Here is a 23924-nt window from a genome sequence, read left to right as displayed (position 1 = left end):
GGGCTCGCGGGTGACAAGGCACGCCCCTGTTCGTCCTGGTGGCTCGCCCCGCCCCCACGATCGCAGGGGCTTCGCCCCGGCGCGTCCCCGAAATCAGCATCGCAGGTCAGGCCAGTTCCGGAACAGGCTGTCAGGCGTGGGCCGGCGGCTCCCAGTCCGGACGCAGCGGCATGCCGGAGCGGGCGCCGTCCAGCTTGACCGCCAGGATCTGGTGTAGCTGGATGTTGTTCAGCTCGAAGCCGAGCCGGGACGCGGCCATGTACAGCCGCCACACCCGGGCCCGCCCCTCGCCGACCTCGGCCACCGCGTCAGCCCAGTGCTTGTCCAGGTTGTCGCACCAGCCGGCCAGGGTCAGCGCGTAGTGCTCGCGCAGGTTCTCCTCGTGGCGCACCTCGAACCCGGTGTCGTGGATGAGCGTGACCAGGTGCCCCGGCGCGACCAGCTCACCGTCCGGGAACACGTACCGGTTGATGAACCCGCTGGCGCGGGCCCGCTCGGTGCGCGGCCGGGTGATGCAGTGGTTGAGCAGCCGCCCGCCCGGCTTGAGCTTGTCGTACAGCGACCGGAAGTACGCCGGCTGCTTGGCCTTGCCGATGTGCTCGGTCAGGCCGATCGAGCTGACCGCGTCGAACTCGCCGCCGGCGACGTCCCGGTAGTCCAGGTGCCGCACCTCGGCCAGCTCGCTCAGCCCGGCCTCGGCGATGGCCTTCTGCGCCCACTCGGCCTGCGCCCGGGACAGGGTCACGCCGAGCGCCTTCACGCCGTAGTGCTTGGCCGCGTGCATCACCATGCCACCCCAGCCGCAGCCGACGTCCAGCAGCCGCATACCCGGCCGCAGCGCCAGCTTGCGGGCCACCAGGTCGTGCTTGGTGAACTGGGCCTGCTCCAGGGTGGCGTCCTCGCTCGGGAACACCGCGCAGGTGTAGGCCATGGACGGGCCCAGCACCCACTCGTAGAACCTGTTCGACACGTCGTAGTGGTGCGAGATGGCCTGCTGGTCGCGGGCCCTGGAGTGGCGCAGCCCGCGCAGCCGGGCCTCCTGCGGCGGGCGCGGCGGCCGGCGCAGCAGCGGGCCGGCGCCGATCTCGCGCAGCACGCCGAGGCGCTCACGCCAGGGCACGTCGTTCAGGGTCAGCTCGGAGAGCTGCTTCAGCGCGGCATACATGTCCCCGACAACCTCGATGTTGCCGGTGACGTACGCCCTGGCCAGGCCCAGCGCGCCGGGCGCGGTGGCGAGGTAGGACACCGCGAGCGGGGAACGCACCTCGACCCGCACGTCCGCGCCGGCGCGCCCGGCGCGGCTGCCGTCGTAGGCACGGAACTCCACCGGCGCGTTGCCCCCGACCGCGCGTTCGAAGACATTCGCCAACCCCATACGCGTCTCCCTTTCTCCCGGTCCGCGCCGCCGTCACGCCGGCAGGGCGCGTGGATCTACTGGGCCCGTACGCATTTCTGGTAGAGGTCGGGCAGCCGGCCGTCCGGGTCGTACTCGCTCTTCACGGCGCGGTACGCGGTTCCGTTGTAGAGCCGCCAGAACTCGTCCTCCGGGTAGTGGGCGGTCGAGTACAGCGACTTGTGCCCGCCCAACTCGGTCACCGTGCGCTCGATCAACCGGTTGTGCGTGTCTTCGGGCTGGCCGGGCCCGAGCGGCACCGTCGCCCAGAATCCGACGTTCACGTACAGCTCGTCCGGGTCCAGCGGGTACAGCGGCCACGCCTGGGGGTTCCTCAGCTTGAGCGGGCACAACCACACCGGGCTGATCCCGATGTCGGAGTGAAAGAAGTCGAGGAACTCGGCGAGCCGGCCTACCGGCACCTCGACGTCCTGGATCACCGGCTCGCGCGCCGGCCGGCGGGCCAGCGCGTCGATGCGGGTGGACAGCCCGTACCGGCGGTCCAGCGCGACCAGCCGGCGGTAGACGTCGGAACGCAGGTAGCGCTTCGGCCACAGCCGGCGCAGCACCGGGTGCTGCGCGCCGAGCGCGGCCGAGCACCAGAACCAGTCGGTGTCCCACCGCCACAGGTAGTCCCGCACGGCGAGATGGTCGATCTCCTTGCGCCGGATGGACCGGTAGTAGATGTCCCTGCCGGTGTAGTCGCTGACCCCGGGCGCGCGGTCGGCGAAGCTGCCCAGCGTCAGGTACAGCTCGCCGCGCTCGAACACCGTGCCGTCCACGAAGTCCACCGGCTCGCCGCGGAACTCCCGCGCGGCGCACACCTCGGCGATGGTCGCCGCGCACTGCTCCGCGTCGGTGAACCGCACGTGGCGGAGCCGCACGTAGGGGCGCACCGGCTCCAGTTCGATGGACACCCGCAGCGCGTAGCCGAGGGTGCCGTAGGAGTTCGGGAAGGCGCGGAACAGCGTGGCGTGCTCGCCATCCGGCCGCGCCACCACCACCCGGCCGTCCGGGGTGAGCACCTCCAACTCCCGCACCGACTCGTGCGGCAGGCCGTTGCGGAACGACGAGGACTCGATGCCGAGCCCAGCCACCGCGCCGCCGATGGTGATGGTCTTCAGCTGCGGCACGACCAGCGGCATCAGCCCGTGTGCGAGGGTGGCGTCGGCCAGGTCCTCGTAGGTGGTCATGCCCTGCACATCGGCGGTGCGGGCCTCCGGGTCGACGCTGAGTACCCGGTTGAACCGGCGCACGTCCAGACCACCGCCGGCGGGTTCGCGGAACCGGAAGAGGTTGGACGTCTTCTTGGCCAACCGGATCGGTGACCCGGGTGGCAGCGCGGCGTACTGTTCCCGCAACGCGGCCACCGCCGCGCGGTGCGCTTCGAGGTGCTGGTCGACTACCGTGCCCCGGCCGCTTGAGTCCACACAGGTCAACTTATTACCGTGGCCACCGTTTCGGCAGCCCGAACACGGTCAGTCGGTCGAACGTCACCGTGCTGGTCCAGAGGTTCGGCCGGCGGGAGACCGGACGGCCTTGCGTGCCAGGGTGAACATGCTTCACTACTGGCGTGCCCTACCGCCGTACCGCCGGGGTCCAGGCCCGGCTCGACGCCTCGCGGGAGCGCATCCTGTCCGCGGCGCTGGCCATCGTGGGCGAGCAGGGCTACGCGGCGTGCACGGTCGCGGCCGTGGCGGCGCGCGCGGAGGTGGCCACCGGCACCGTCTACACCCACTTTCCGGGCAAGGCGACCCTGGTCGCGGAGGTGTTCCGGCGGGCGGCCAACCACGAGGTGGACCTGGTGGCCAGGGCGGCGGCCACGCCGGGCAGCGCGCGCCAGCGGCTGACCGCCATGATCACCACCTTCGCCGGGCGGGCGCTGCGTGCGCCGCGGCTGGCGTTCGCGCTGCTCGCCGAACCGGCCGACCCGGCGGTGGACGCCGAGCGGCTGGCACTCAACCGGGCCTACCGGGAGATCATCGCCAGGGTGCTGGCGGACGGCGTCCGCGCCGGCGAGCTACCCGAGCAGGATCTCCAGGTCACCGCCGCTGGCCTGGTCGGAGCGATCGGCGGGGCACTGGTCGTGCCGCTTGCCGACGGCCGGGCCGACGACGCCACCCTCCCTTCGATCGTCAACTTCCTGCTGCGAGCCGCGGGAGTGACAGACCACCACGCGTCCCTGTCGGGGAAGGAGAGGTAACAGTGCCGCCCACGCACGAGGTCACCAACCAGGTTCCGCCGCTGGTCGGGCACGACGTGTCGGACGACCCGGCGCTGCTTGCCGCGCTGGCCGCGCACGGTGCCGACCGGGCCGTGCCCGAGGTGCGCGAGCTGGGCCTGCTGGCGGGTACCGAGCAGGCCCAGGAGTGGGGCCGGGTGGCCAACGCCAACCCACCGGTGCTGCACACCCACGACCGCTACGGCCACCGCGTCGACGAGGTGGAGTTCCACCCGTACTGGCACGAGCTGATGCGCGTGGCGGTGGCGCACGGGCTGCATGCCGCGCCGTGGCGGGACGACCGGCCGGGCGCGCACCTGGCTCGGGCGGCGAAATTCCTGGTGTGGAGCCAGGTCGAGGCCGGGCACGGCTGCCCGATCTCGATGACCTACGCCGCGGTGCCCGCGCTGCGGCACAACGCCGAACTGGCCGGGCGGTTCGAGCCGCTGCTCGCCGCCCGCGAGTACGACTTCGGGCTGCGGCCGCCGGAGAGCAAGCAAGGCCTGATCTTCGGCATGTCCATGACCGAGAAGCAGGGCGGCTCGGACGTGCGGGCGAATGCCACCCGGGCGGTGCCCGACGGCGCGGACGGGTACCTGCTCACCGGACACAAGTGGTTCACCTCCGCGCCGATGTCTGACGCCTTCCTCACCCTGGCCCAGGCACCCGGCGGGTTGACCTGCTTCCTGGTCCCCCGGGTGCTGCCCGACGGCAGCCGGAACCGGTTGTTCCTGCAGCGGTTGAAGGACAAGCTGGGCAACCGGTCCAACGCGTCGGCCGAGCTGGAGTACGAGGACGCCGTGGCCTGGCGGGTCGGCGACGAGGGCGCGGGCGTGCGCACCATCATCGAGATGGTCAACATGACCCGGCTGGACTGCGTGCTGGGCACCGCGGCCGGCATGCGGCTCGGCGTCGCCCAGGCCAGCCATCACGCGGCCCACCGTAGGGCGTTCGGCCGCTACCTGGTCGAGCAGCCGCTGATGCGCAACGTGCTTGCCGACCTGGCGGTGGAGTCGGAGGCGGCGACCACGGTGGCGCTGCGGCTGGCCGCCGCCACCGACCGGGCCGCGGCCGGGGACGAGCGGGAGGCCGCGTTCCGCCGGCTGGCGCTCGCGGTGACCAAGTACTGGGTGTGCAAGCGCGGCCCGGCGCACGCCGCCGAGGCGCTGGAATGCCTGGGCGGCAACGGGTACATCGAGGAGTCCGGCATGCCGCGGCTGTTCCGCGAGTCGCCGCTTTCGTCCATCTGGGAGGGTTCCGGCAACGTGGCGGCGCTGGACGCGTTGCGCGCCATGGCCAGGCAGCCGGACTCGGTGGAGGCGTTCCTCGCCGAACTGGACGAGTCGGCCGGCGGCGATCCCCGGCTCGCCGAGGCCGTCCACGACCTGCGCACCGAACTGGGCGACCTGGCCGACCTCGAGACGCGGGCCCGGCGGCTGGTGGAGCGGATGGCGCTGGTGTTGCAGGGCGCGCTGCTGGTCCGGCACGGGCATCCGGCGGTCGCCGACGCGTTCTGCGCCTCCCGGCTCGCCGGGGACTGGGGCAACGCGTTCGGCACCCTGCCCACCGGCCTGGACGTCGCCGCGATCGTGGAACGCGCCCGGCCCAAGAGTTAGCAGGTCAGGAGACGAAGTCGTGGAACAGCGCGGGCAGCGAGGCGGCCAGCAGGTCGACGGCGCTCACCGCGGCACCGAAGGGGTCCAGGTTGGCGATCCGGTACGCCAGCGCGGAGCCGTCCCGGGTCGGCTCGGTCGCGCGCACGTCGGTGAACCAGGCCAGCCACGAGGCCCGGGCCGCCGGGGGCAACCCGCCCGCGGCCGGCGCGGAGGCCGCCACCAGCACCCCGCGCTCGTTGCGCAGCGTCCACCGGTACACCTGCGAGATCAGGAAGAAGCGCCGGTCCACCACGGAGGGCCGGACGCCGAGCGCGGCGGCCACCGCCAGCCCGTGCTCGGTGGACGCCTGCTCGGCCCGGCTCCACGCGGCGTCGTGCACCGCCCGCTGGGCCAGCGCACCCGCCCGGAGTTGGGTCAGGTACGACGCCCACAGCGGCGCGCCCGGATTGCCGAAGGTGTCGCCGGTCACGCCCAGCGCGATGGCGGTGCCGCGCTCCGCGCCCTCCAGGATGGCAGCGTCCACAATGGACACCCAGCTTCCGGGTCGGCCGACGTGGTCGCTGGCGAAGAACTCCAGCACGCCCTCGATGTTGCGCCACCGGTCGAACCCGGGTACCAGGTCGGACGCGGGCCCGCGCTGCAGCCTGCGGAGGAAGTCCAGCCGCTCGGGCATGCTCATCACGTCCAGGTCGGCCACCCCGCAGTCCAGGCGGGCGGCGCAGTCCGCAGGGCTGCGGTGCGGCGCGGCGGTCGCCGGCCGGGCGGGTAATGCCAGCACGGTGATCATGGCGACCAGGCCGAGCAGCGACCAGCGGCGCCGGACGCCGGCCCCGGTGCCGGTCGGTCCCCCCTCGCGGCCCATGTTCCCCCCGCACCACCCGCGCCCCATCCCGACGATGCGCAAAAGACGAACAGCAAATTGCCAGGAGCGTAAGGCGCGACCAGCGCGACCCTATAGCGCCAGTCGGCCGAAAAGCCCTGCTCAGTGGGGTGATCCTGACTACACGAATGGAGGACGCCACGATGACATTGCGGAGCCACGGCACCCGAAACGACCACGGTGCGCACTGTGCTTCCGGAGGGGTTCGCGTCCTGCGGCGGCGCCGTTCGGCCCGCATCGCCGGTCGGCAGGGCGCGACGCGCATGGGGGAGGCGCCGGGCCGGTGGGATCGCGGGCGCGCGAACTCAGGGCGGGAACCGCGATGACCGTGCGCGTCGACCGCAACGGAGCGGTGACCACCGTGGTGCTGTCCCGGCCGCAGGCGCGCAACGCGGTGGACGGGCCGACCGCGCGGGCGCTGGCCGACGCGTTCCGCGAGTTCGACGCCGACGACGCGGCCCGGGTCGCGGTCCTCTACGGCGAGGGCGGCTCGTTCTGCGCGGGCGCGGACCTCAAGGCGGTGGGCACCCCGCGCGGCAACCGGGTGCAGCCGGACGGCGACGGGCCGATGGGGCCGACCCGCATGCGGCTGGGCAAGCCGGTGATCGCGGCGATCGCCGGGTACGCCGTCGCCGGCGGCCTGGAACTGGCGCTGTGGTGCGACCTGCGGGTGGCCGAGGAGGACGCGGTGCTCGGGGTGTTCTGCCGCCGCTGGGGAGTCCCGCTGATCGACGGCGGCACGGTACGGCTGCCCCGGTTGATCGGCACCAGCCGGGCGATGGACATGGTGCTCACCGGCCGAGGCGTGGGCGCCGCGGAGGCGTTGCGGATGGGTCTGGTCAACCGGGTCGTGCCGGCCGGCAGGGCGCGGGCGGAGGCGGAGGCGCTCGCCGCGGAGATCGCCGCGTTCCCGCAGACCTGCCTGCGTAACGACCGGCGCTCGCTGCTCGCGCAGGAGGGCGTGGACGAGGCCACCGCCATGGCCGAGGAACTGCGGCTGGGCATGGAGTCGCTGAGCGCGGACGCCGCCGCCGGGGCGGCGCGGTTCGCCGCGGGCGCCGGGCGGCACGGCGAGTTCCCGGGAACCGGATGAATCCAGTGGCCGGAACTGCCGGAATCGCCGAAACGGCGGAAGATCATGCGCTAGCGTTCGGTGCGCGACGCGGCCGGCTGACGGGCGCCTACCCGGTTGCCCCGCCGCCGCGCGTCACCACGTCATGCTCGGGCCCGCCTGGGCTCTCCGCGAGGGGGATGGCCATGGCAGAGGACAGCCGCTTCGCGCGATCTCCTCATGGCCGCGGAGTCCGATGAGGTGCAGAACCTGGCCCTGGCCGGCCCGTTGGCCGGGTCCACGATCGATCCCGTGGTCCAGCTCTACCGGCTGGACTGTGCGCCCGACCAGGTCGAGGCATACGGGCAGCAGATAAGAAACGCCGCCGAACTCCTGACCAGCGCACGGCAGGACGTCGACGCCGCGCAGAAGGCCATGCGCGGCTGGAAGGGCCAGGCCGGGGAACGCTTCCGAGCCCGTTGCGGGAAGCTCTCCTGGTCCTGCGAGCAGGCCACGAACCGGAGCGGGAACCAGGCCAAGGAGGCAAACCGGATCGCCGATGGCCTGAACTCGCTGGCCAGGAACGCGGCACGCGATGGGCGCAGCATCGCCGGCCAGGTCCAGGCGGAATGCGCGCTGCTGATCTCCGGACAGGATCTCCCGCCGGAGGCGGAGGAGCAGGCCAAGCGGAACGTGTGCGCCGCACTCGACGATTTCGAGGCCATGGTGAACGCGAGTGTCGAGATGATCCCGGGGCTCGGTCGGGGGCTGGATATCTGCGCACGCCCCGCTGACCCGACGCACGAAATCGCGCGAACCGCGACGAGGGGTCACCCAGTCGATCTACCATCCGGCCGTGCCCAACCCGATGCGCAGGAGCACGCAGCCGCACTTCGTGGTGTGCGGGGACAGTCCGCTGGCGCACCGGCTCGCCGAGGAGCTGTCCCAGGTCGGCGAGGACGTGGTGGTCATCTTGCCCAGCAGGAGGCGCAACCACGGCCCGCAGATCGCCGCGTTGCCCAACGTGCGGGTGATCGAGTCGGCGGAGCTGACCGGCGAGGCGTTCATCAGCGCGAAGCTGGACCGCGCCCGCGCGCTCGCCCTGGTCGCCCAGGACGACGTCGGCAACATCCACGCCGCGCTGCGGGCACACGAGATCAAGCCGGGCATCCGGTTGGTCCTTCGGATGTTCAACACCCGGCTGGGCAACCAGATCCGCCCGCTGTTCGACGACTGCGCGGTGCTCTCCGACGCGGACATGGCGGCGCCCTGGTTCGTCGCCGCGGCGCTCGGCGAGCTGACCCCCAACCACATCCGGGTGGCCGGGCGCACGCTCTGCGTCTACCCGCGCCGCGAGACGCCGCCCAGCCACGTGCTGTGCGGGATCGGCTCGCCCGACCCGCAGTCCGGGTCGCTGCGACTGCTTCCGCCCGGGGAGGGCGAGCCGGACCTCGTGCTGGCCGTCGCGAACCGTTCCCAGCGCGATCCGCTGACCCGCCGCCGTGGTCTGCCGCGACCGGCGGCGGTGCTGGCCGCGCTGCGCGCGGTGCTCGACCGCAAGATCGTCTTCGCGCTGCTGTTCATGGTCGGGGTCCTCGCGCTGGGCACCGTGCTGTTCACCGCGTTCGGCGGCTACTCGTGGGGCGAGGCGATCTACAACACGCTGCTGGACGCGGCCGGTGCCGCACAGCCCGACCCTGGGCTGACCAGGCTCAACAAGGTGACCCAGGTGATGGTGACCCTGGTGGGCATCTCGGCGATCCCGTTGATCACCGCCGCGGTGGTGGACGGGGTGGTCCGCGCCCGGCTGTCCACCGGGCCGGTGCGGCGACCGCTGCGCGGCCACATCGTCGTGGTCGGCCTGGGCAACGTGGGCTACCGGGTGGTGGGCCAACTGCGGGACCTCGGCGTGCCGGTGGTGTGTATCGAGCGCCACGAGAACGCCCAGGGGGTGTCCCTGGCCCGCCGGCTCGGTGCCACCGTGATCTTCGGCGACGCCAACCGGGAGGAGACGCTGCGCTCCGCCTGGCTGGACACCGCCCGCGCACTGGTCGCCGTGACCAGTGACGACGTCACCAACCTGCGGGCGGTGCTGCACGCCAGGGAGACCCGCAAGGACGTGCGCGTGGTGCTGCGGCTGTTCGACACCGACCTGGCCAGGCGGGTGGAGGGCGCGTTCGGGATCGAGGTGTCCCGCAGCGTGTCCTACCTGGCCGCTCCGGCGTTCGTCGCCGCCCTGCTGGAGCGCCAGGTGGTCGGCACGATCGCGGTGGGGCGCCGGGTGCTGCTGATCGCCGAGGCGCCGGTGACCGCGGAGTCCCCGCTGAGCGGGCGGCGGCTGGTCGAGCTTCGGCGGCGGCGCGACGCCCAGGTGCTCGCCCTGCGACCCGCCGGCGAGCAGGCGATGAACTGGGAGCCGGACGCGGAGCACACCCTGGCGCCGGACGACCGGGTGCTGGTGGTGGCCAGCCGAGCCGGCCTGGCGCGGCTGCTCGCCGGGAGCGCGTCGGCGCCGAAGGACCCGACCGCGGTGGCGTAGCGGGCAGCCGGCCGCGCCGCCCGGGTCAGCCGTTGAGGCAGCGCAGTGCTTCTCCCCGGGACGCGCGCCGCGATCGCGCTGCCGGGGCTCGGAGGTGACGTCGCACGCCGGTTTCCGTTCGGGTCGCCCCGCGCCCGCGCTCGCGGGGGCTTCGCCCGGCGCGTCAGGGCAGGCGCTGGGAGATCAGCAGGGCGGCACCGGCGGCGCTGATCGCGACCAGCGATCCGAGCGCGAAGAACGGTTTGCTGACATCCCTTTCGGTGGTCTCGTAACCGATCTGCTCGCCCAGGTTGTCGTAGATCTGCTGGAGCTTCTCGCTGGTGTCGGCCTTGAAGAACTGGCCACCGGAGATGTCGGCCAGCTTGTGCAGCGAGTCGTCGTCCACCGGCACCGGCACCTCCTTGCCGTCCAGCTCGATGGTGCCGTCCTCGGTGCCGAACGAGATGGTGTTGATTGGGATCTTCTGCCGGGCGGCCTCCTGGGCCATCTCGAACTCGTCCCGCCCCACGGTCTGCTTGCCGTCGCTCATCAGCACGATCACCGCGGGCGGCGGGCCGCCGGGGATGACGTTGCCGAAGCTCTGGATGGCCTGCAGCGCCGCGGCGATGGCGTCCCCGGTGGCGGTGGACGGCTGGAGCTTCATCGCGTCGATCGCGGCCATCACCGGGTGCCGGTCGGTGGTGGGCGAGACGTCGATGGTCGCCGCACCGCCGAAGGTCTCCAGGCCCAGGTTGATGCCGGGTGTCATGTGTTCCACGAAGGACTTCGCGGACGCCTGCGCCGCCTTGATCCGGCTCGGCTGGATGTCGGTGGACACCATGGACAGCGAGACGTCCACGGTGAGCATGACGGTGGCCCGGTTGCGCGGGATCTTCGCCTCCGCGGTCGGCCCGGCGAGGCCGACGGTGAGCAGCACGAAGGACACCACGAACAGCGCGGCCGGCACGTGTCTCGGCCAGCCCGGCCGGGCCGGTGCCACCCGGTCCAGGAGTTCCAGGTTGGCGAACCGCAGCACGTGGCGCTTCCGCCGCCGCTGGACCAGCAGGTAGCCGACGACGACCGCGGCGACCGCGGCGAGCAGTACGAACCACGCGGGGCTCGCGAAGCCGTCGATGAGCACCCGTCCAGTCAACCTCGGAGCACATTCGACCGCCGTGAAGCCAGCCGACGGAACGGTCACCCGTGGCCGGTGGCCCCGGGTGACCGCTCGCGGCCGCTCAGTCGTCGTACGCGGCCTCGTCCTCCTCGTCCTCTTCCAGGTCGGCGTCCGGTGGGTGCACCTCGACCACGGCCAGCCCGCCGAGGCCTCGGGCTAACAGGTCGGCCCGCACCTCGGTGGGCGTGCACCCGCCGTAGACCAGGTGGGTGAGCCGCTCCGGCTCACCGGCCCGCGCCGGCCAGGTGATCAGGCTGACCATCCCGTTGCCCAGGCCGAGGTGCGTGATCACCTCTCCGGGCTGGCCGTACTCGTGCAGCAGCGCCTCGCCGTAGCCCTGGATGCCGCCGGCGACCAACTGCTGGTACAGGGCGTCCACCAGCCACTTCACCCGCGGTGGCGGGTGCCGGCGTCGTCGACCGAGCACGGTTAACCCCCTAATTCGTGAGCTAGATCACATCGGTTCACCGTACTCCGCCGGCCTGTGTCTTCTTCAGAAGTTCGCGTCATTCAGCGACCCCGCGCGGTCCACACCGGCCGCTCGCCCGGGCCTCGCAGGCCGTGGTCGCTGGGCGTACCGAATGAATGGCTCTCGCAGGCCGTGGTCGCTGGGCCGGTTCGGCAATGACGCTCACGGGAGCCGCCGCGGGCGAACGGCCCGGGTCAGGACACCGCGGGGGTGGCCGGTGGCGTCGGCTCCGGCCCGGCCTCGTCTCCGGGGTCGTTCCCACGCGTGCCGTGGCCGGTGGACCCGCGCCCGTGCACCGCGCCGCCGCGCAACCGGTCGAGCAGGTCCTCGCCGAGCGCGGCGCCCAGGCCGGTGCACGGGTCCCAGCCGGCTCGCGCCGAGTACGCGCCGTTGCTGCCGGAGCGGATGTCCCGGAAACCGGGGGTGGCGTGACCGGCGCGTGCCCTCCCGTACAGCGCCGGTTGCAGCAGGCCGAGCCGGTGGCCCAGGCGCTGCGCCAGCCGGCAGGTGAGCGCGGCGACCAGCGGGGCGACCGCACTGGTCCCGCCGACCACGGTGGGCCTGCCATCGACCAGCACCTGGTAGCCGGTGGCAGGGTCGGCGACCGCGGCGAGGTCGGGCACGCCCCTCCCGGTGCCGCCGCCCGGCCGTTCGGGCACGTCCACTCCGGACTGCCAGGAGGGCAGCGGGAACACCCGGGACACGCCGCCCCCGGTGGCCGAGCCGTCCGGGCTGCTCCACACCACCTCGGAGTGCACGGCGCCGGTCTCCGGGTCGGCGTTCAGCGTGGTGCCGCCGCAGGCCAGCGCGTTCGGGCTGGCCGCGGGGAAGTCCACGTGCGGCTCGCCGTCCTGCTGGCCGTCGGCGCTGCCCCAGTCACCGGCGGCCACGCACACGGTGACGCCGAGCGCGGCGGCGTCGGCCATGGCCCGGTCCATCGCGGTGCGGGCCTGCGCGGTCCACGAGTCCTCGGATAGCCCCCAGCTGATGCTGACCGCGGTCGGTGTCGGGGTGGCATGGACGGCGGCGTTCAGCGCGTCGAGGAAGCCGCGGTCGGTGTTCGGCGCGAAGTAGACGACGATGTCCGCGCCCGGGGCGAGCGCCCCGGCCACCTCGATGTCCAGCAGCACCTCGGTGTCCGCGTCCGGCTGCTGGCCGGGCTGGTTGGCGCCGCCGTCCACACCGACGGCGGTGACCCTGGGCGCCGGCACGCCCAGCGAGCGGAAGTACCCGGACAGGTCGTCCTCGGTGTACCCGCCGCCCAGTTCCAGGATCGCGATCACCTGCCCGGTGCCGTCGGTGTCGGCGGGGAACCGGTACACCGAGCCCAGCTGCGGAGGGGTGTAGGAGCGGCGCGCGGCCGGCTCGGCGGCGCGGCGAAGGTAGCTGCGGGCCTGCGGCCGGTCGTCCAGGCCGAGCACGGCGGTGACCACGCCGTCCAGCTCGGCCGGGACGGACAGCCGCCCCTCGCGGTGCCGGTGTTCCACGCGGCCGCCGGGGACGGTGCTCGCCACCCGGCTGAGCGTGGTGCCGAACGCGGCACAGACCGCCTCGGCCGGGCCGGCCACCGCCACGGACCCGGCGCCGGGCCGCACCGACACGACCTCCACCCCGCGCTCCGCCAGCACGGAACGCACCAAATCGACGTCGCTGTCCGCGGCGCCGTAGCCGGCGGCCAGTTCGGCGCTGGTCAGCGTGGCCGGACCGGTGACGAACTCGTCGGGAAGATCCGCCCGCCGGCGCAGCACGAGGGTCAACTCGATCCGCTCGGCGGGGTCGACGGCGCCGGCGGGTACGGCGCCGGGAATCGCTGCTCGTTCGCTGCCCGGAAGAAGGACAAGCGCGGCTGAATCGGACATGCAGCGAGTTTGGCCCCGTTGGCGCAGCGCGCACAGGTCCGAACAGGTAGAAGCGGCCCCGTCACCCGCGATCGGGTGACGGGGCCGCGGTCGTCGTACCCGTCCCGGTCAGATCCGCAGGACGAAGGCTGCCCCGTTCGGGGTGCCGAGCCCGGTGACGTTGTCGTAGCCGGGCGCAGTGTGGATCGTCAGGCCGGTGAAGTCGAAGCTGCGCACCGACCGCACGTACCCGGCGCTCGGGTCCAGCCCGTTGACGTAGTCGACCCGGACGTCACCCGACTGCACGTGGGTCACGTCGCTGATCGCGCCGGTGCGCGACAGGTACATGTACAGCGCCGGGTTGATGAACCCGTGCGCCCGGCCGGCGTACTGGTCGGCCAGCGCCATCTCCCCGGCGAGCAGTGGGCACGCGAGGCTGGTCCCGCCGATGCGGTACTCGTCGTAGTGCGCGCCCTCCGGGAAGGTCTGGGTCAGCCCGATGAGCATGCCGGTGTTCGGGTCGCCGAGCATGGAGATGTCCGGCACCACGCGGCCGCGCTGGTTCTTGCCCTTCTGGTTCTGCGCGGCCAGCGCGTCGGGCACCACGCCGCGCTGGTAGAACGGCTCATCGAACAGGGTGCTCGTGCCGCCGCCCGAGCCGTAGAGGTAGGCGCCCGGGGCAGCCGGGTTCCACGCTCCGCCCGTCAGCGTGCTCTTACCGGTCTCCCAGCCGGTCTCCAGCACCTTGCGACCGTTCTTGCCGATACCGAGGCTGGTGCCGCCGACCGCGGTCACCCACGGGCTGGACGCGGCGAAGTCGGTCTCCGGCTTGCCCAGCCGGGCCACCTCGTCACCGTTGTCCCCGGAGGAGAAGTACAGGCCGATGCCCTGGAGCGCGGCCTGGATGGCGATCGACTCGAACGCCTTCACCTCGGCGGCCGGCAGGTCCTCGCCGGTGTCGCCGTAGGAATTGGACACGATCTGCGCCAGGTGGCCGGCGACCACCGTGTTCAGCGCTTTGTCCAGGGAGAGATCCTGGCAGTCCGAGCCGCCCACGTAGAGGATGTTGGCGGCGGGCGCCATCGCGTGCACCGCCTCCACGTCCAGCGACTCCTCGCCGTACCACCCGGCGGCGTCGCACTGGTCCGGGCCCTCGGAGCCCGGCGTCGTCGGGAAGACGAGCTGCCTGAACTGCGACTGGCGCAGCGGGTACGCCGGGTCGTTGCGCTTGGCGTACTCGCTGGCGTCCTCGTAGATGGTGGGCGAGGCGAACGCGTCGATGATCGCCACGGTGGTGCCCCGGCCGTCCACGCCGCGCCGCACCAGGTCGTCCACGCCGTACGCGGCGCGCAACTGGCCCGGCTTGTACCCGCACGGCGCATAGGGCAGCGGCGCCGGGAAGCCGCCGCCGTAGGCCGGGTCGGTGGTGTCGAGTTGCTCACCCCAGTAGGCCGAGCACGGCCGGGCGTTGCGGAAGCCGGCCGGTGGGGCCACGGTGCCCGGCGCGGCGTGCGGCCGGAAGCGCCCGTTCGCCGCCTCGTCAGAGCCGCCCACCAGGCCCGGCCGCATCAGCTCCTGCGACTGGTCCACCCCGACCACGCTGGCCACCAGCGAGGACAGCGAGCGCGGCACGGTGAGGTCCCGGTCGGTGCCGCGCAGCCGCAGCCCCTGCACGGCGTACTCGCCCAGGTTCACCGCGAAGGCCTGCTGGGCCTGCGCCACGCTGCCGGTCGCCTCGACGTACTGGTTGTTCGCGGGCACCTCGCCGACGCGGAAACCGGCCGAGGACAGCCAGTTGCGCACCGCGTCCACCGAGGACTGTGCCGGGGCGAACCGGGCGCGCACCTGGTCGGCGCTCAGGTACTGCCGGTACGACGGGCTGGACGGGTCGGACACCGCGCGAGCCGCCTGCTCGGCACCCTGCGGGTCGCGCAGGTTGAGGTAGACCCGGAAGGTCATCTGCTGCTGGGCCGGGGCGTCGGATACCCGCGCATGGGGGGCGGCCCAGAGCGGATGGGACGCTGGAATCGTGGCGCGGCCGTCGTCGGCCGCCGCGGCGGGAACCGCGCTGGCCACACCTCCGACCACGGCCATAGCCAGTAACACCGCTGGCACTCTTCGCACGGCTGACCCCTTCCTACAAACTCGCGCCGCCACGGGGACGAGCACGCCGACACCGCCGCCGGCAACTAGCGGGAGAGATTAACGACGATCAGCCGCGCACGTAATGGGATTCGATTACCAACTCGTCGCGATTAACTGAATTGGCGCGGCCGTCCCGGGACGGCCGCGCCCGTTATTTAACCGTAACTATTTCCGGACCTGGGGAAACTACTATCCGTAGCATCCGTGGTCCCGTTTTGTCCGGTATTGGCGGGTACGCGGGCAGCCGGACAGCCGTCGTCGGCACGTCACCCGTCCAGCTCCCCAACCGTCCACAGTGGATCCAAGAGCGGGACTACTCCACCTGGCCCACCCGCACCGGCCGCCTCACCGGTCGAGGTCGCCAGCCTTCGCCGCGCGCACCAGGCTGCGCACGTCCACGCCGCGCAGCACCGGGCCGTGCGGGTTCTTGGAGTCCCGCACCGCGTCCAGCGTGCCGGCCAGCTCGACACACCCGCCGTTCTGCCCGGACCGGGTGGACTTCCGCCACGTACTCATGGTCACTCCCTCTTCGTGGGCTCTCCCGCCAGGTCGGCGATGAACGCCGAGGACTCCTCCGGGCTCCAGGCCAGCTCCCGCAGCCAGTCCACCACCCGGCGGTACGCGGACACGTCGTGCTCGGTGGTGATGAACGCGCCCGACGAGTGGTGTTCCAGGTAGAGCACCGTGGGCGCGTCCGCGAAGTCGAACAGGGTGAACGGCCCCATCAGCCCGGGATGCCAGCCCACCCGGCGCGGCACCACCCGCAGCTCGACGTTGGGCCGCCCGGCCATGGCCGCGAGGTGCCGCAGTTGCCCGGCCATCACGTCCGGCGGGCCGATGGGTTCGGTCAGCCCCGTCTCGCCGATCAGCGCGTGCAGCGGAACCGGGGCGTCTCGACGCGTGATGACCTCGCAGCGGCTGCTGTGGATCATCGTGCGCAGCGCCACGTCGTCCGCGCCGAGCCGGTCACCCGCGGACATGATCGTGCGGGTGTAGTCGCTGGTCTGCAGCAGCCCGGGAACGTAGTTGGGTTCCCACGCGGCGATGGCGGACGCCTGCCGCTCGCACTCGACCACGCCGGCCATCTGCGCCGGAATGCCGTCCTCGCCAACGGTGAGCCACGTCCGTTCCCGCGCCCCGCGCGCCAGGTTGAGGATGTGCTCCCGCTCCTCCGGGGACGCGCGGAGGACCCCCAGAATCAGGGCCACGGTCTCCAGTCGCGGAACCCGGGCACCGGACTCCCAGTGCGAGATGTCCGTGGGCGAGATACGCAGCATGCGGCCGAGTTCGCGCAGCCCGACCCCGGACGCCTTGCGTACCTCGCGTAACGCCGCCGACAGCGCCCGTGCCCGTGGCGAGGTCATGGTGGTCATCCTCCCTCTCCGCTCCCGCCCGGAGCCCGATGTCTCGCCCGGGCGGAGTAGTGCGTCGCGTTCACGCCAACACCTACGAACTCCCACGGAGAGATCGAACCGACCACGACCGAGCAGGAACCCTACCGGAAGGAGGTGGGCGACCAGGGCAGACGCGGCCACACGGTGCCGAGGGTCATGCGGACCGGGGCAGCCCCAGCTCGCGGGCGATCAGCATGCGCTGCACCTCGCTGGTGCCCTCGCCGATCTCCAGGATCTTGGCGTCCCGGTAGAACCGGCCGACCGGGAACTCGTTCATGAACCCGTAGCCGCCGAAGATCTGGGTGGCCTCCCTGGCGTTCGCCATCGCCGCCTCGGAGGAGGTCAGCTTGGCGATGGCCGCCTCCTTCTTGAAGGACTCGCCGCGCAGCATCCGCGCGGCCGCGTGGTAGTAGGCCAGCCGGGCGGTGTGCGCCCGCGCCTCCATGTCCGCGATCTTGAACTGGATCGCCTGGTACATACCGATCTTGCGACCGAACGCCTCCCGCTCGGCGACGTAGCGCAGGCACTCGTCGACGCAGCCCTGGGCCAGGCCGACGCCGATCGCGGCGATGGCCACCCGCCCCTCGTCCAGGGTCTGCAGGAACTGCGCGTAGCCGCGGCCGCGCGCCCCGAGCAGGTTCTCCGCCGGCACCCGGCAGTCCACAAAGGACAGCTCGTGGGTGTCCGAGGCGTTCCAGCCGACCTTGGAGTACCTGCCGGCCACGGTGAAGCCCGGCGTGCCGCTGGGCACGATGATCGCGGAGATCTCCTTGCCGCCGTCCGCCGTCGTCCCGGTCACCGCGGCGACGGTGACCAGCGCGGTGATGTCCGTGCCGGAGTTGGTGATGAACGCCTTGCTGCCGCGCAGCACCCAGTCGTCGCCGTCCAGCCGGGCCGTGGTGCGCAGCGCGCCGGCGTCCGACCCGCCGCCCGGTTCGGTGAGGCCGAACGCGCCGAGCGCCTCGCCCCGGCACAGTTCCGGCAGCCAGCGCCGCTTCTGCTCAGCCGTGCCGAACCGGTAGATCGGCATGCTTCCCAGCGACACCCCGGCCTCCAGGGTGATCGCCACCGAGGAGTCCACCCTCGCCAACTCCTCAAGCGCGAGGCAGAGCGCGAAGTAATCGCCGCCCATGCCGCCGTATTCCTCCGGAAACGGTAGGCCGAACAGCCCCATCGCGCCCATCTTCCGGACCAGTTCGTAGGGGAACTCCTCGCGCTCGTAGAAATCGCCGATGACCGGCGCGACCTCGGCGCGGGCGAACTCCCGGACCGTCTTGCGTAGCGCTTCGTATTCCTCGTCGAGGCGATAGTCGAGCATGGTGACTCCTGTTCGGCTGGGGCGGCTCGCGGGTTCTCGCGCCGCCCGGTGTCGCGCCTATCCCCGGTCGGGGGTGGCCTGGGTTTCCTCGGGAAGGACGAGGGCGAGCCGCTGGTCCAGGGCGACCTGGGTACCGGCGCGCACGTCCAGTTCGGCGACGACGCCGTCGATCGGGGCGACCAGGGTGTGCTCCATCTTCATCGCCTCCACCACCAGCATCGGCTGGCCGGCGCGGACCCGCTCACCGCGGGCGACCCGAACCACCAGGACGGTGCCGGGCATCGGGCTGGTCACCGGCCCGGCCGAGGCGGCCGTCTCGTGCCGGGCCGCGGCCAGCCGCCCGGTCTCGGTGAGCGCCCACACCCGGCCGCCCGCGCCGAGCCAGAGCACCTGGCCGTCCCGGGCCATGGCGTAGCGCCGCACCCGGCCGGCGAGGTCGACCAAGAGGTCGGTGCCGTGCCGTTCGACCCGGGCGGGCACCGGTTCGCCGCCGCCGACGGCCACCTCGGCGGCGCAGGCCCGGCCGCGTACCCGCACCTCGACGGCGTCCCGGCCGGCCACCTCGATCCGCCAGGTCGCCCACGCGGGTTCGCCGATCCGCCAGCCGCCGGGCACATCCCACGGGTCCACCACGCCGCCAGCGGGTTCCAGCGCGGCCAGGCGTTCCAGGCCGGCGGCGGCCAGCACGTGCTCCGGCACGTCCGTGGTGACCAGGTCGGCGAGGCGGCGCTCGACCAGCCCGGTGTCCAGCCGGCCGGCGACCACGTCCACATCGGACAGCAGGGCGCGCAGGAACGGCACGTTGGTGACCACGCCGAGCATCACCGCGCCGCCGAGGCCGGCGCGCAGCAGCCGCAGCGCGTCCTCCCGGCTGCCGGCGTGCGCCACGTACTTGGCCAGCATCGGGTCGTAGTCGCTGGTCACCACCGCGCCCTCGACCAGCCCGGAATCCACCCTGACGAGGTCCTCGGGCTCGCGCAGGGCGAGCACCCGGCCGCCGGTGGGCAGGAACCCGCGGGTCGGGTCCTCGGCGTAGATCCGGGCCTCCACGGCGTGCCCGTCGAGCCGCACGTCCTCCTGGGCGAAGCCGAGCCGCTCGCCGGCTGCCACCCGGATCTGCCACTCCACCAGGTCCAGCCCGGTGACCAGTTCGGTGACCGGGTGCTCGACCTGCAGCCGGGTGTTCATCTCCATGAAGAAGAACTCGGCCGGGTCGTGGCCGGGCACGACGAACTCGACGGTGCCGGCACCGACGTAGCCGACCGCCTTGGCGGCGTCCACCGCGGCCTGGCCCATCCGGTGCCGGGTGGCCGGGTCGAGCAGCGGGGACGGCGCCTCCTCGACGATCTTCTGGTGCCGGCGCTGCAGACTGCACTCGCGCTCGCCGAGGTGCACCACGTTGCCGTGCGCGTCGGCCAGCACCTGGATCTCGATGTGCCTCGGGTCGGTGACGAACCGCTCGACCAGCAGCGTGCCGTCGCCGAACGCGCCCCGCGCCTCGCGGCGGGCCGACTCGATCGCGTCCAGCAGCTCGTCCTTCGCGTGCACCAGCCGCATGCCCTTGCCGCCGCCCCCGGCGGACGGCTTGAGCAGCACCGGGTAGCCGATCTCCCCGGCTGCGGCGACGAGGTCGTCGTCGGTCATGCCCGGCTCGGTGCGGCCCGGCACCACCGGCACCCCGGCCGCGGTCACCGTCTGCTTAGCCCGGATCTTGTCGCCCATCGCCTCGATCGCGGCGGCCGGCGGGCCGACGAACACCAGCCCCTCGGCCGCGCAGGCGGTGGCGAACGCGGCGTTCTCGGCGAGGAAGCCGTACCCGGGGTGCACCGCTGCCGCGCCGGTGCGCCGGGCCGCGTCCAGGATGCGCTCGGCCGACAGGTAGCTCTCCGCCGCCGCGGCCGGACCGATCCGCACCGCCACGTCGGCCTCGCGCACGTGCCGGCCGCCGGCATCGGCATCGCTGTAGACGGCGACCGAGCGGATACCCATCCGGCGCAGGGTGCGGATCACGCGAACCGCGATCTCGCCCCGGTTCGCCACGAGCACGGTGTCGAACATGCCTCTCACATCCGGAAAACGCCGTAGTGGACGGGTTCGATCGGGGCGTTGGCGGCGGCGGACAGCGCCAGGCCGAGCACGGTGCGGGTGTCCTTCGGGTCGATCACGCCGTCGTCCCACAGCCGCGCGGTGGAGTAGTACGGGTTGCCCTGCCGCTCGTACTGGTCCCGGATCGGCTGCTTGAACGCCTCCTCGTCCTCGGCGGACCACTCCTCGCCGCGCGCCTCGAACGCGTCCCGGCGGACCGTGGCCAGCACCGAGGCGGCCTGCTCGCCGCCCATCACCGAGATCCGTGCGTTCGGCCACATCCACAGAAACCGGGGCGAGTACGCGCGGCCGCACATCGAGTAGTTGCCGGCACCGAACGAGCCGCCGATGATCACGGTGAACTTGGGCACCCGTGCGCAGGCCACCGCGGTGACCATCTTGGCGCCGTGCTTGGCGATGCCGCCGGCCTCGTACTCCCGCCCGACCATGAAGCCGCTGATGTTCTGCAGGAACACCAGCGGGATGGAGCGCTGGTCGCAGAGCTGGATGAAGTGCGCGCCCTTGAGCGCCGACTCGCCGAACAGGATGCCGTTGTTGGCCACGATGCCGACCGGGTGGCCGTGGATCCGGGCGAAGCCGGTGACCAGCGTGGTGCCGTACTCCCGCTTGAACTCGCCGAACCGGCTGCCGTCGGTGATCCGGGCGATCACCTCGCGCACGTCGTACGGGGTGCGCGAGTCGGTGGGCACGACGCCGTACAGCTCGTCCGGGTCGACCACCGGCTCCTCGGTGGGCCCAACCTGCCATGGCTTTTCCACGCGCGGGCCGAGCGTGCTGACGATGGAGCGGACGATCTGCAGCGCGTGCGCGTCGTCCTCGGCGAGGTGGTCGGTGACCCCGGAGGTCTTCGCGTGCAGCTCTCCCCCGCCCAGTTCCTCCGCGGTGACCACCTCGCCGGTGGCCGCCTTCACCAGCGGCGGGCCGCCCAGGAAGATGGTTCCCTGGCCGCGCACGATGACCGCCTCGTCGCTCATCGCCGGCACGTACGCGCCACCCGCGGTGCACGAGCCGAGCACCGCGGCGATCTGCGGGATGCCGCGCGCCGACATGGTGGCCTGGTTGTAGAAGATCCGGCCGAAGTGCTCGCGGTCCGGGAACACCTCGTCCTGCCGGGGCAGGAAGGCACCGCCGGAGTCCACCAGGTAGACGCACGGCAGGTGGTTGTGCAGGGCCACCTCCTGCGCGCGGAGGTGCTTCTTCACCGTGATCGGGTAGTAGGTGCCGCCCTTGACCGTGGCGTCGTTGGCCACCACCACGCACTCGCGGCCGGCGATCCGGCCGACCCCGGTGATGATCCCGGCCGCGGGCGCCTCGTCGTCGTACATCCCGTTCGCCGCCAGCGGGGACAGCTCCAGGAACGGCGACCCCGGGTCGACCAGCGCGTCCACCCGCTCCCGGGGCAGCAGCTTGCCCCGCTCGACGTGCCGCCGCCTGGCCTTCTCCGGGCCACCCGGCCGCACCTCGGCCAGCCGGGCCCGCAACTCGTCGACCAGGGCGGCGTGCTCCTTGCTGTTGCGCAGGAACGCCTCGCTGGTCGGGTCGGCGTGGCTGCGCAGGACCGGTACGTCCATCAGCACCCCTGGGTTAGCGCTCGTTAACACACCCGATGTTAGCGCCGGCTAACCTCGCCCGTCTAGGATGGCCCCGTGCCGTTCACCTCAGCCGGTGGTCCCCCGGCGGCGAAGCCGCACCGCCGCGACCAGATCCTCAACGCGGCGGCGGGACTGTTCGCCCGGCACGGCTTCCACGGGGTGGGCATCGACGAGATCGGCGCCGCGGTCGGCGTCTCCGGGCCGGCGCTGTACCGGCACTTCCGCAACAAGGACGCGATGCTCAGCGAGATGCTGACCTCGGTGAGCGAGCACCTGCTCGAGGCCGGGCAGCGGACCGTCGAGGCCGCGGCTGGCGACGCGGAGGCGGCGCTGCACCGGCTGGTCCGCTTCCACGTCGACTTCGCGCTGGACAACCCGTCGCTGATCAGCGTGCAGGCCCGCAACCTGGCCAACCTCACCGAGCCGGACCAGCGGCGGGTACGCGGCCTGCAGCGCCGCTACGTGGAGGTCTGGGTGGAGGCTATCCGCAAGGTGCACCCCGACCTGGACGAGCCCACCGCCCGCGCCGCCGCGCACGCCGTCTTCGGGCTGATCAACTCCACGCCGCACAGCCGCCACCTGGACCGTGACCAGATGGCCGCGCTGCTCTACCGGATGGCCGTCGCCGCCATCGCCGCCCCCGATCTCCCCTCGGCCCGCCTCGCCGACGACACCGACCTCGCCACGGGTTGACCCGGAGGGATGCCCCGCGGCGGCAACCACACGCGGTCCGCCGACCCGGGGCACACGGTTCACCCTCGATCCGCGGCCAAGGGGACGAAGGAATGCCAAAGGGCCCGCTCCGGGCGGGCCAACGGCCCCCGTCCCTTCGTCCCGTCCGGTCTAGCCCTGCCGGGGCCTCCTGGGCGGCAGCACCCAGGACAGCATCCAGCAGCCCGAGCCCTGACCGCCCAGGCCGGAACAGCCACAGCCGACAGGCTGGGCCGATCCCGTACCCTGCCGCCCGGCGCACCGCGGGTGGTGACGGCGGCGTGACGCACCCGCGGCCACGGTCGTCGTGGGTACTGGCGCAACTGGCTGCCCTGGACCGCCGGGAAAGCAACGGTCGATTCCGCGGAGTCACACCACGGTGGACCTGTGTCAGTAGCTTGGGGAGGGTCCTGCGCGGATCTCCGCCGCAGCACGGTGTCGGAGCAGTGTGCCTCAGCGTCTGTCCGAGGCACGCCGAAAACACGGCGAGGGCGCCGCCGGCAGCAGTTGGGAGGGAGACTGATCCCGTGTATGGCCAGTCGGCAGATCATTATCAGCGTATCGCGTGCCACTACGACGACAACTGGGCCCACTCTCCGGCGTACGTCCAATGGATGAACCACCAGATCGCCCAACACCTCGCGGTGACGCCCGGTGATCGCGTTGCCGACATCGGTGCGGGCACGGGGCTGTTTCTCCGCAGCCTGGCGGCGCGCACGTCCGCCACCACGCCGATTCTGTGCCTCGACCCGTGCGAGGCGATGCTCGCCCAGCTTCCACCGGACCCGCGGCTTCAGCCCGTACACGCCAACGCGGAAGATCTTGCCAACGGCTCCCTACAACTGCCCTACGAAAAATTCGACGCCATCCTGCTGAAGGAAGTCGTCCACCACGTTCCCGATATTCCGGCTACCGTGCGAGGACTTGCCGACCGGCTCGCCCCCGAGGGTCGGCTGCTCGTCATCACCTTGCCGCGGAACCTCGAGTATCCGCTTTTCGACGCCGCACTCCAACGTTTCGCCAGCCGCCAACCCCACCCTGAGGCGATCGCGACGGCGATGCGCAACGCGGGGCTATCGGTCGAGGAAACACGACACCAGTTCACCGTCCGGGTAGACGCCGCCTATTACCGAGAGCTCGTGCGTCGACGTTGGATGTCAGTGCTGGACACCTTTTCCGACGCCGAACTGGCCGCCGGGCTGGAACAGATGCGCCGCGACCACCGCGGCGAACAGCAGTTGACGTTCAACGACCGCTTCGTGTTCCTGCTCGGCCGGCGTATCTGACCAGCCCGGCGGCTGGTAGGGCCCAGTACCTGGGACCGGAGGCGTACGTCCCTACTCGTGAGCCGGCCGCCACGCCTGTGCGGCCCGCCGCGCCGCGATCCAGCTCGCGATCTGTGTACGGGAGTTGAACCCGAGCTTGCCGCCGACGCCGCCGCGCGTGGCAGGTTGCCGCGCAGCCAGGCGGCCTGACCCTCGTGTTGCACGGCGTA

General features: G+C 72.4%; 18 protein-coding genes. 6 read left to right on the top strand and 12 right to left on the bottom strand.

Annotated elements, in window-relative coordinates; translation table 11 throughout:
* Positions 1 to 130: 130 nt before the first annotated feature.
* On the bottom strand, positions 131 to 1375 hold the full coding sequence (locus tag FFT21_RS19110) for an SAM-dependent methyltransferase (RefSeq protein WP_137815274.1): 1245 nt from the start codon (positions 1373 to 1375) through the stop codon (positions 131 to 133).
* A 56-nt stretch (positions 1376 to 1431) separates the two neighbouring features.
* Positions 1432 to 2832 (bottom strand): FAD-binding oxidoreductase, encoded by a 1401-nt coding sequence (locus FFT21_RS19105; protein WP_371856829.1) that lies wholly within the window; start codon positions 2830 to 2832, stop codon positions 1432 to 1434.
* 134 nt (positions 2833 to 2966) lie between these two features.
* Here FFT21_RS19105 and FFT21_RS19100 point away from each other — a divergent pair, with 134 nt between their 5' ends.
* Entirely contained in the window at positions 2967 to 3596 is a 630-nt protein-coding gene (locus FFT21_RS19100; RefSeq protein ID WP_137815273.1) for a TetR/AcrR family transcriptional regulator, read from the top strand.
* Positions 3597 to 3598: 2 nt separating this feature from the next.
* Entirely contained in the window at positions 3599 to 5230 is a 1632-nt protein-coding gene (locus tag FFT21_RS19095; RefSeq protein WP_137815272.1) for an acyl-CoA dehydrogenase family protein, read from the top strand.
* Positions 5231 to 5234: 4 nt separating this feature from the next.
* Here FFT21_RS19095 and FFT21_RS19090 read toward each other — a convergent pair whose 3' ends face one another.
* Positions 5235 to 6092 (bottom strand): hypothetical protein, encoded by an 858-nt coding sequence (locus FFT21_RS19090; protein ID WP_225978555.1) that lies wholly within the window; start codon positions 6090 to 6092, stop codon positions 5235 to 5237.
* Between the two features lie 340 nt (positions 6093 to 6432).
* Here FFT21_RS19090 and FFT21_RS19085 point away from each other — a divergent pair, with 340 nt between their 5' ends.
* Both FFT21_RS19085 and FFT21_RS19080 read left to right on the top strand, forming a co-directional pair.
* Entirely contained in the window at positions 6433 to 7203 is a 771-nt protein-coding gene (locus tag FFT21_RS19085) for a crotonase/enoyl-CoA hydratase family protein (protein ID WP_137815271.1), read from the top strand.
* A gap of 814 nt (positions 7204 to 8017) precedes the next feature.
* Positions 8018 to 9700, top strand: a complete 1683-nt coding sequence (locus FFT21_RS19080) for a potassium channel protein (protein WP_137815270.1) — start codon at positions 8018 to 8020, stop codon at positions 9698 to 9700.
* A 163-nt stretch (positions 9701 to 9863) separates the two neighbouring features.
* Here the strand turns inward: FFT21_RS19080 and FFT21_RS19075 are convergent, their stop codons facing one another.
* The 9 genes from FFT21_RS19075 to FFT21_RS19035 form a co-directional block, all read right to left on the bottom strand.
* Positions 9864 to 10820 carry a VWA domain-containing protein gene (locus FFT21_RS19075; protein ID WP_137815317.1) on the bottom strand — a complete coding sequence of 319 codons (957 nt, stop codon included), beginning with the start codon at positions 10818 to 10820 and terminating at the stop codon, positions 9864 to 9866.
* 97 nt (positions 10821 to 10917) lie between these two features.
* On the bottom strand, positions 10918 to 11283 hold the full coding sequence (locus tag FFT21_RS19070; protein ID WP_137815269.1) for a hypothetical protein: 366 nt from the start codon (positions 11281 to 11283) through the stop codon (positions 10918 to 10920).
* A 236-nt stretch (positions 11284 to 11519) separates the two neighbouring features.
* On the bottom strand, positions 11520 to 13184 hold the full coding sequence (locus FFT21_RS19065; protein WP_137815268.1) for a S53 family peptidase: 1665 nt from the start codon (positions 13182 to 13184) through the stop codon (positions 11520 to 11522).
* Positions 13185 to 13292: 108 nt separating this feature from the next.
* Positions 13293 to 15257, bottom strand: a complete 1965-nt coding sequence (locus tag FFT21_RS19060; protein WP_137815267.1) for a S53 family peptidase — start codon at positions 15255 to 15257, stop codon at positions 13293 to 13295.
* Between the two features lie 396 nt (positions 15258 to 15653).
* On the bottom strand, positions 15654 to 15824 hold the full coding sequence (locus FFT21_RS19055; RefSeq protein ID WP_137815266.1) for a DUF397 domain-containing protein: 171 nt from the start codon (positions 15822 to 15824) through the stop codon (positions 15654 to 15656).
* A gap of 2 nt (positions 15825 to 15826) precedes the next feature.
* A complete protein-coding gene (locus FFT21_RS19050) occupies positions 15827 to 16672 on the bottom strand; it encodes a helix-turn-helix domain-containing protein (protein ID WP_225978554.1) in 846 nt (281 codons plus the stop codon).
* A gap of 184 nt (positions 16673 to 16856) precedes the next feature.
* Positions 16857 to 18020 carry an acyl-CoA dehydrogenase family protein gene (locus FFT21_RS19045; RefSeq protein WP_137815264.1) on the bottom strand — a complete coding sequence of 388 codons (1164 nt, stop codon included), beginning with the start codon at positions 18018 to 18020 and terminating at the stop codon, positions 16857 to 16859.
* A 57-nt stretch (positions 18021 to 18077) separates the two neighbouring features.
* On the bottom strand, positions 18078 to 20078 hold the full coding sequence (locus FFT21_RS19040; RefSeq protein ID WP_137815263.1) for an acetyl-CoA carboxylase biotin carboxylase subunit: 2001 nt from the start codon (positions 20076 to 20078) through the stop codon (positions 18078 to 18080).
* Between the two features lie 5 nt (positions 20079 to 20083).
* Positions 20084 to 21697, bottom strand: a complete 1614-nt coding sequence (locus FFT21_RS19035) for a carboxyl transferase domain-containing protein (protein ID WP_137815262.1) — start codon at positions 21695 to 21697, stop codon at positions 20084 to 20086.
* A gap of 75 nt (positions 21698 to 21772) precedes the next feature.
* On the opposite strand from FFT21_RS19035, the gene FFT21_RS19030 reads away from it, so the two are divergent.
* Positions 21773 to 22411: an SACE_7040 family transcriptional regulator gene (locus FFT21_RS19030; protein WP_137815261.1), complete on the top strand. Its 639-nt coding sequence runs from the start codon at positions 21773 to 21775 to the stop codon at positions 22409 to 22411.
* 545 nt (positions 22412 to 22956) lie between these two features.
* Positions 22957 to 23715 (top strand): class I SAM-dependent methyltransferase, encoded by a 759-nt coding sequence (locus tag FFT21_RS19025; protein ID WP_225978553.1) that lies wholly within the window; start codon positions 22957 to 22959, stop codon positions 23713 to 23715.
* The last annotated feature ends 209 nt before the right edge of the window (positions 23716 to 23924 follow it).

The organism is Gandjariella thermophila (genome assembly GCF_005405885.1).
In the GTDB taxonomy this organism is placed as follows: domain Bacteria; phylum Actinomycetota; class Actinomycetes; order Mycobacteriales; family Pseudonocardiaceae; genus Gandjariella; species Gandjariella thermophila.
The sequence above is the reverse complement of the archived record's forward strand: the minus strand, read 5'-3'. Positions and strand labels throughout refer to the sequence as shown.